General features: G+C 51.4%; 8 protein-coding genes. 3 read left to right on the top strand and 5 right to left on the bottom strand.

The window, feature by feature from the left end; all coding sequences use genetic code 11:
* On the bottom strand, window positions 1-2,315 hold a 2,315-nt coding region (locus tag GF404_00885; GenBank protein MBD3380728.1), incomplete at its 3' end, for a hypothetical protein.
* A gap of 307 nt (window positions 2,316-2,622) precedes the next feature.
* Window positions 2,623-2,991 carry a hypothetical protein gene (locus GF404_00890; protein ID MBD3380729.1) on the bottom strand — a complete coding sequence of 123 codons (369 nt, stop codon included), beginning with the start codon at window positions 2,989-2,991 and terminating at the stop codon, window positions 2,623-2,625.
* Between the two features lie 86 nt (window positions 2,992-3,077).
* Between GF404_00890 and GF404_00895 the strand changes: the two genes are divergently transcribed.
* The 3 genes from GF404_00895 (at window position 3,078) to GF404_00905 (ending at window position 4,936) form a co-directional block, all read left to right on the top strand.
* Entirely contained in the window at window positions 3,078-3,410 is a 333-nt protein-coding gene (locus tag GF404_00895) for a hypothetical protein (GenBank protein MBD3380730.1), read from the top strand.
* A gap of 39 nt (window positions 3,411-3,449) precedes the next feature.
* Window positions 3,450-4,214 (top strand): SDR family oxidoreductase, encoded by a 765-nt coding sequence (locus GF404_00900; GenBank protein ID MBD3380731.1) that lies wholly within the window; start codon window positions 3,450-3,452, stop codon window positions 4,212-4,214.
* Between the two features lie 83 nt (window positions 4,215-4,297).
* Window positions 4,298-4,936, top strand: coding sequence for a hypothetical protein (locus tag GF404_00905; GenBank protein ID MBD3380732.1), 639 nt, complete (start codon window positions 4,298-4,300; stop codon window positions 4,934-4,936).
* Here the strand turns inward: GF404_00905 and GF404_00910 are convergent.
* The 3 genes from GF404_00910 to GF404_00920 form a co-directional block, all read right to left on the bottom strand.
* On the bottom strand, window positions 4,933-6,252 hold the full coding sequence (locus tag GF404_00910) for a DUF418 domain-containing protein (protein MBD3380733.1): 1,320 nt from the start codon (window positions 6,250-6,252) through the stop codon (window positions 4,933-4,935). The genes GF404_00905 and GF404_00910 overlap by 4 nt on opposite strands.
* Before the next feature lie 8 nt (window positions 6,253-6,260).
* A complete protein-coding gene (locus tag GF404_00915) occupies window positions 6,261-6,731 on the bottom strand; it encodes a hypothetical protein (GenBank protein MBD3380734.1) in 471 nt (156 codons plus the stop codon).
* Window positions 6,732-6,852: 121 nt separating this feature from the next.
* The coding region (locus tag GF404_00920; GenBank protein MBD3380735.1) for a T9SS type A sorting domain-containing protein at window positions 6,853-8,106 on the bottom strand (1,254 nt) is incomplete at its 5' end.

Raw genomic sequence — 8,106 nt, forward strand, 5'->3', positions numbered from 1 at the left:
CCGCTCAGGAGACCATCGGAACTGAGGGTCAGGCCGGTACCGGCCAGGTCGCCGTTTTTATCCTGCCAGGTCATGTTTCCCATACCGCCGGTGGCGGTCAACTGCTGGGAATAACTGAAACCGACCGTCCAGTCCGGCAGGCTGGTCGTGGTGATTTCCGGATTGAACTCGATCGACGGGAAGGTAATGAAATCGATCCAGCCACAATCCGACCCGGATGACTGCGAGCCGTCCTTATCGTATTCCCATTTAAACGTATGCAGTCCGGCGCTGACGCTGTAAACCGCCTCGCTGTAGCCGGCCGTACCGGCCCATTCATCCTGAAGCAGGCCGTCGATATAGAAACTGAGATAATCGTAACCGCTCTCGGAAGAGACTTTATAGAAGAAACTGATCTGACCGCTTGAGATGACATCCGCGGTCAATATCAATGAAGAACTCTGGTTGTCTGAAATCGAGCCGGATTTAGCTGAATAACTGCCCTCGTAAACGTCGCTGGCAGTGATCGTCCAATCCGCGGAACCGCCGAATTCCCAGGGGAAGGTGGCAAAATCTCCGCTCTCGAAATCCTCGATCTGGAGACCGATCATGACACTGAATGTCAGCGTGTCAATATAACCGCCGTCAGCGGTGACCTCGAGTTGCAGGGGTGCGGAATATTCCAGGGGACAGCTCAAATCGACAGCAAATTCATACTGGCTGTTGGAAATTTCGGTTCCACCCAGGGCTCCGATATCGGGATAAGTCGAACTGTTCTGCGTAACCGTCAGGTACGGGTCCGAGGTAAACAGCGTTCCCACGGTGTTGTAGGAAATTCCAGCACCGCTGTTCTCCAGCGTGATATTGAATCCGACCGTATCCCCGGGATCGACCGGACCGCTGTTGTGGCCGGCGAACTGCAGAATCGGTTCATTCGGCAGAGGCTGAAGCTGGACGTCATGACGGACCGCGTCGAACTGCGAAACCGCAATCGAGAAAATCGTGTCGGGATAATAACCCGGCGCGCTGAAAATCAGGTCGTAAGTACCGGCCTGGAGCATGCGGTGATAATCGCCTACCTCCGGGTCAGTGTACACCTGCGAGCTGTCCTGGTCCTCATCGTAATTTATCACTTCTACCATGGCATACAATGGAAGCCCGGTACCGGCATCGGTGATAACTCCCCTGATACCATACAGGGCGTTCTCGAACCAGTTTAAAAACGAAGCTTTATTATAAGTCCAATGGGCCGGAAGCTGACTGGCAGGAAGCTTCTTGACACCTGACAGCTCGAGCGTGACCTCCCGGCAATGGTGCCAGTAATTCATATAATCCTGGCGATTTCCGGAAGTAGTGTACCAGTCATAGCCGTTAGTGATTCCGTTGTTTAAATCTGTGAGGTAACCCGACGGGCTGTAAAACTGGGCCGAGTCAGCATAGGCGCGGCTGATATCGATATACCACAGGTCGTCGACATGACGACGCGACCAGGTATCCCAGGGGTAGTTTACAACCTCGGCACCGCCATGAATATTGGCGGAGATCGCCAGAGTATAATCCTCGGCGAAATCCATCATCGCGACCGTTTCCGCCTGCCAGGGGCCGTTTGGATTTGATATCGGACCGTCCGGGTCAGGAAAATTGCGGTTGATGTCATAACCGTTGCTGTTGTAGCGGGTTGAATTATTCACAGTATGATTACCACCGGCATAAGTACCATCGGGATTAGCCAGCGGATTGATCCAGATCTCGCAGGAATCGACCAGACGGGTGGCCAGTGAATCCGTGCCGTAATTGCTCAGCAGGTAGTCAATCAGGCGCAGGGTCAAAACGTAACCGGCCAGCTCATCGCCGTGCATCGTGGCCGTGTACATCACACCTGGCTCATCCTCCTCGACACTGACATTATCAGAGATCCTGGCAAACAGGATGTCACGTCCTTCTTCCGACAAACCCACATTCACAATCTCGCAAAGATCGGGATAATCGCTCTCGAACTGGTTCATCATGCTGACATAAGTATCGTAAGTCGGATATGAGTCCCAGTCTTTCATACCGCTCTTGTCCGATGTCATCGGAACCTCGATAAGGCTGTTGGGGTGAGGCAGAAGCTCGTACGGCAACCCGTATCCCTCGAATTCCGAAAGCTCCCGGCTGTTGGCGTAGGCATACACCCAGCCGTCCTCGATATTGTCGATCGAGACGACATTGGTAAGCTTTTTCAGATCCTCAAATGAATCGGGCTGGAAACGTAAATAGACCTCATCGCTTTTGGCGTATAAAGACGCGCACAAAAGCAGGAGCATAACCGACAGGATATAGAAAGTCTTTCTCATTTAATAATACCTCGAGTTTTGTAACACCTGTGCGACCAACGGTTTGACAAAAAAAAGACCCATTGGCGGGCTGATTTCATTATATAAGATAATTGATTTTTCCGATCTGTCAACAAAATAAATTCCTAATATATTGCTATAATTACATATATACTAACAACTTACACGATTCCGTTAAAGCCCGGCATGATCTTTGTGCAATTCTCGCATCCCCGGATCGCACCAAAACTAATATAAATACGAACCAGACCGCTCGATTTTACGCTGATTCTCGGGAATAATAGAGATTTTATGGATTGAACGGAGTCTAAACCGGCAGTGCGATGGTCGCAAATGTCAATATCAACCCGGCCAGCATCGACTGGATCCTGATTGTACGCGACCTCGCCAGAAGCAATGCGCGAACATTCTCATCGGATATCGGCTCTTCCCCCCGGTCGAAATTACAGGCACCCTGCGTCGCCAGGACCACACAGGTCTTGCGGGTAGACTGAATAAATCCCAGGGCGGCCATGCTGAACGGAATAAACAAGGCCAGTCTCCACCAGCGGGAGATATCAGTCGCCATCATGACTCCCAGGATCACGATTGTAACCGCAAAAACCAATAATCCGAAAAACATCCTGCGCCGGCTTTCCTTCGGACCGATATTTTCTATTTTTACATCTTCATACATCGCGACTATTACCTTTCGAAACGATTGACATATTCTGAAACCTGTGCTATCCTTGATTGTTCAGTAATTATAAATCTATAAACATTATGCCAGTCAGCAACAGTTTTGCAGATTTTGTTATCGATCAGCTCGCCGGGATCGGGAGGATCAACGGGCGCCGGATGTTCGGCGGGATGGGTATTTACTGCGACGGTTTGTTTTTCGCGCTGATTGCCGATGATGTCCTGTACTTCAAAGTCGATGACAGCAATCTGCCCGATTTCGAGAAGATCGGCGCGAAACCATTTCAACCCTACGGCGAGGAGGGCCAGACTATGAGCTATTACGAAATTCTGGCAGATATCCTGGAGGATCGCGATGAACTCGCCGTGTGGGCTGAAAAAGCAATCGCGGTTGCCGGGCGGGCAAAAAAGAAATGAAGATTGAATATTTAATAAATAGCTCAAGCAGGTAGAAATATGCAAATCGATCTCTCGGGTAAAACCGTGTTGATAACCGGAGCCTCACGGGGCATCGGGCGGGCAATCGCCCTGCGTATGGCCGAGGCCGGCGCGAAAATAATTGTCCACTACAACAGCGACAGGCAGTCAGCTGAAAAAACCAGGCAGGATTTACCAGGATCGGACCATCAAATCATATCCTCCGATCTTTCAGATCTGGACACGGTCGAAAAACTGGTAAACGACTGCTACAATAAACTCGAACGAATCGATATACTGGTCAACAACGCCGGCATATTCGAGGATCACCCGGTCAGTGAAATGCCTTTCGACAGGTGGCGCGAATTCTGGGACAAAACTATCGCTGTCAACCTGAGTGCCCCCGCATTTTTGTCATATCATCTGGCCAACCGGATGATCACCCAAAAAGGCGGAAAAATTATCAATATCACCTCACGGGGAGCGTTTCGAGGCGAACCGAATTCTCCCGCTTACGGCGCGGCCAAAGCCGGCCTGAATTCCTTCGGGCAGTCGCTCGCGAAAGCACTGGCGCCCCACAATATATTCGTCTATACGGTTGCCCCCGGCTTCGTCGAGACCGACATGGTAAAACAGATGCTGGCAGGACCCGCAGGTGACGATATCAAAAACCAGAGCCCCTTGAAACGGGCCGCCCGTCCCGATGAAATAGCCCGTACTGTGCTGTTTCTGGCAGGTGAGGGCGTCGACTACCTGACCGGCTGTATTATTGATGCCAATGGCGCGTCCTACCTGCGCACCTGACGGTTGTAATATTCTTGAACTTCAGTAATCATCGCCCCTTCCGATACTAATAACAAAATGGCTCGGTGAGTTCAGGAGGGAGCATGAAATCCATATTTATCTGCATCATTATATTGATTATGATGACGACGGTTACTGCTGTCAGCGAAGACTACCCGATCAACGCCACCACTGCCGATGGGCGCACGGTCGTGTTATATCCGGAAGGGACCTGGGACTATGTAACTTCGGATCGCGGCCAAAGCCAGTCATCAGCAGTTTTTGAAAAACCGGAAGGTGCCACTTCGGCGATCAAGAGCAAGAAAGGTCTGGTCGAGGTCTGGTACGATCCGAGTAAATGGAACCTGATTCAGACCAGCACCAACGGCGACGCGGAGTTTATGCTCGAACACGCCACCGAGGACTGTTTCGCTCTCGTGATCGTGGAAAGAATCAGCATGACCCTCGAGACTTTGCGCAACCTGGCAGTCGAAAACGCGCGCGCCGCCGGAAGCAGTGTCGATGTGGTCGAGGAAGAAGTGCGCAGAATCAACGGACGCAATATGCTGGTGATGGGAATCGAGGGAATCATCGAGGGCATCATGTTCCACTACCAGGGCTACTACTGGGCCGGAAAATCGGGAGCTGTGCAGGTGGTCGCCTTCACCGGAAGCAATCTTTTCGGCGAATACCGTCAGGATATCGACGATCTCCTGAACGGCACCATGATCCTGGCAGATTAAGCTTCTTTGCGGAAACGCTGGATTTTCCAGTAAGTCAAACTTCGCCACAGCCATTCAGCCGGGCCGAAACGAAAATGTTTTAGCCAGATCGGGCTGTAAATAAGTTGCAGGATCCAGACCGCGAATACCACCAGAAACTGCGTGGACCGTTCCAGGTGACCGTATAAACCCAAACCATAGCCGTAAAAGAAAGTGGTGCATAAAATCGACTGCATCAGGTAATTTGTGAGCGCCATCCGGCCAACCGCCGCCAGCCTCGCCATCAGCGCATTCAGCCAGCCCGACTTACAGATCAGCATCACCAGCCCGACATGCCCCAGGGCGACCGCGATACTGCCGACGTAATTAAACGGCAGACCGATTTTATAGATCTGGTCAAATTCATGGATGTACAGGAAATATGAATCATAAATAGTCAAAGGCAGACCCAGCGCATACCCCAGAATCATCATCTTAAGATAAAAGCCTTTGCTTTTCTGGCCGGATAGTATTCCCCTGCGAAGAAGCGACATCCCCAGAAGCATCAGACCACCCGCGCGCCACAGCAGATAAAACGGGATCGCCATTGTCTGCATCTCGATCACCCGGGGAATCCTGAATTTCAGTATATCGGTGTAACCTCCGCGGTAAGCCTCCACTTCTTCCTCGATATCCTCGTTATGAGTGAACATCTCAGTTTTGATCTCCGTCCAGGCTTCATGCATTTCGACCTGGAGGTCCTCCGGCTTTTCTCCGGCCTCGACAGCTTCCTCGTGAAGCTGTGACTGTGTGCGGGCAAAATCGAAAAACAGCACTCCCCCGGTGATTGAAATGAATCCGACCGAGAGCACAATAACGGCGGAGATCAAAAGTCCCTTGGCGGAAAGCTTTCGAAACAAGAACAGCAACAACCCGCAGACCGCGTAGGGCACCAGAATGTCGCCGATCCAGATCAGGTAGGAATGTATCAGGCCGATCACCAGTAGCCACAAGGTGCGCCGGTAATAAACCGGCCCGACCGGCACACCCCTGCTTTCGGCCCGCTCGCTCATGATCAAAAAGCCGGCCCCGAACAGCATCGAAAAGATCGCCATAAACTTCAGGTTGCAGAACATATTCGTAATTGCCCACACAACCAGGTTCAAGCCCTCAGCACCGCCATAGGCCCTGGGAGAAAAGTAAGCGAATCCCGGCATGGCGAAAAAATATATGTTCATGCTTAAAATTCCGAGCAGAGCGACGCCCCGCAGGCTGTCGATGACGGAAATCCTCTCCCCGCTTTCAACCGGTCCGAGATGGGGATCCGTCAGTTTTTTGGAATCGCCGATGTCTGTCATTTAACCGCCTAAATCTCAGGTGGATCGATTCTTAGAATCCGGAGGTATTGATTTATCTGGCTACGATGATGGATATCGTGCTCGATGACATGGACGTAGATCCAGGCGCCTTTGAATTTGTGGACCTGCGTTTTGCCCTCAATTATGTACTCTTCCGCCAGAATTTCATCGCTGGCGGAAAACAATGCGAGCATCCGGCGCTGATGATCCTCGAGATGCTTTCTGATGATATCCTTTTCGGGGCAAAGTCGTCCGGCGACTGCCAGCTCGGCAGATTCCTGTTTCAACATCACTTCCGAATACCACCAGTCGGAGCATTCGGCGATATGCAAAAACAGGTTGCCGAGTTCGATCATCTTCTCCGCCGGAGCCCAGTCGAGCCTGCCTGCAGGGGATTTATCGAGAGCTTCCAGAATATTGGGGTAGATATGATCTTTCCAGAGTGATACTATCTGAGTTTTAATCAGCTCTTCTGCCATCTTCGCCTGCCTGAAACAGAGTTTGATTTCGATGCGGAAAATATACCAAAGAAGTAAATCAGCACAACAAAAAAACCCCCGGATTGCAAAATCCGGGGGTTATATTTTAGACTGAAATAATCTATTTCTGCAGGACCATTCGTTTGGTTTCGATATGGTTACCGGCCTTGAGACGGTAGAAGTAGACTCCGCTGGCAACTACATTACCGCGCGAATCAGTACCGTTCCAGGAGGTCGAATAATAGCCGGCGGACTTACTGCCTTCAACCAGCGAGGTCACCTTGCGACCCAGGATATCATAGACAGTGAGCGTGACATAGGCATTTTCCGGAAGCGCGTATTCGATCATGGTGTTCGGGTTGAACGGATTCGGATAGTTATTACCCAGTTCGACCCGGGTTGGAATAACCGCTCCGGAACCGTCATCCACACCGGTCGGTACCTCGACAACCACCGTAAATTCTTCCGTATCGACCGCGGCGACATCCGGGGCCTCGACGATATTTCTGGCTTCGGCGATCACGTTATAGACACCATATTCAGTCGGGGTCCAGGTAATCAACCCGTTTTCCGCATTGATAGTCATACCTGCCGGAGCTTCGAGGAGGGCAAACTCCGGAAGCGGTTTACCGACCGCGTTGAGATCGTAGACGTAGACTTCGCCCGTGTCGACAGGGTTGATCGGAGCTGTGGAAACTATCCGGGCCGGGACACCCTTGACGGTAACGGTGAAACTCTGAATAGTCATGTCCGGATTCTTGGCCACTACCTTGACATCGTAGTCACCCACTTCAGTAATAACCGGACCGACGTTATTCGGCAACCAGGTAATCAGGCCAGTGGCGGAATCGATCGTCATACCTGCCGGAGCCTGGCTGAAAGTAAACCAGGGATCCGGAACACCGGTAGCATCCACATTATAAGTGTAGGTTGATCCCAGTGTCGCGTCCAGAGAAGGTTCGGTTGTAATCGTCGGGGCATAGCCCTTAACTGTAATAGTAAAGCTCTGAGTATCCTCTCCGGCAACATTGTAAGCGCGCACTTCGACATCGTAGTCGGCCAGCACCGGAGGAGGCGTCCAGCTGATAACACCTGTCGCCTGATCTATGGTCATTCCATCAGGAGCTGTAACGAGTTCGTATTCAGGTGCAGGAAAACCTTCCGCATCGACATCATGCATATACAAATTGTCCGCAATTGCAAGTGTAGCCGGAATCGTAGTGATTTCAGGGGCATAGTTACCGACCTTGAAGACGACCTTGATATACTGCGGTGAATTGTCGGCACCGCCGGCATCGATCTTAATCGAATCGACATAGGTCGAACCGCCCGCGAGCAGGCTCAAATCGACCGAGACATTCAAAATCGAGGGGGC

The organism is Candidatus Zixiibacteriota bacterium (assembly GCA_014728145.1).
GTDB lineage: Bacteria > Zixibacteria > MSB-5A5 > JAABVY01 > JAABVY01 > WJMC01.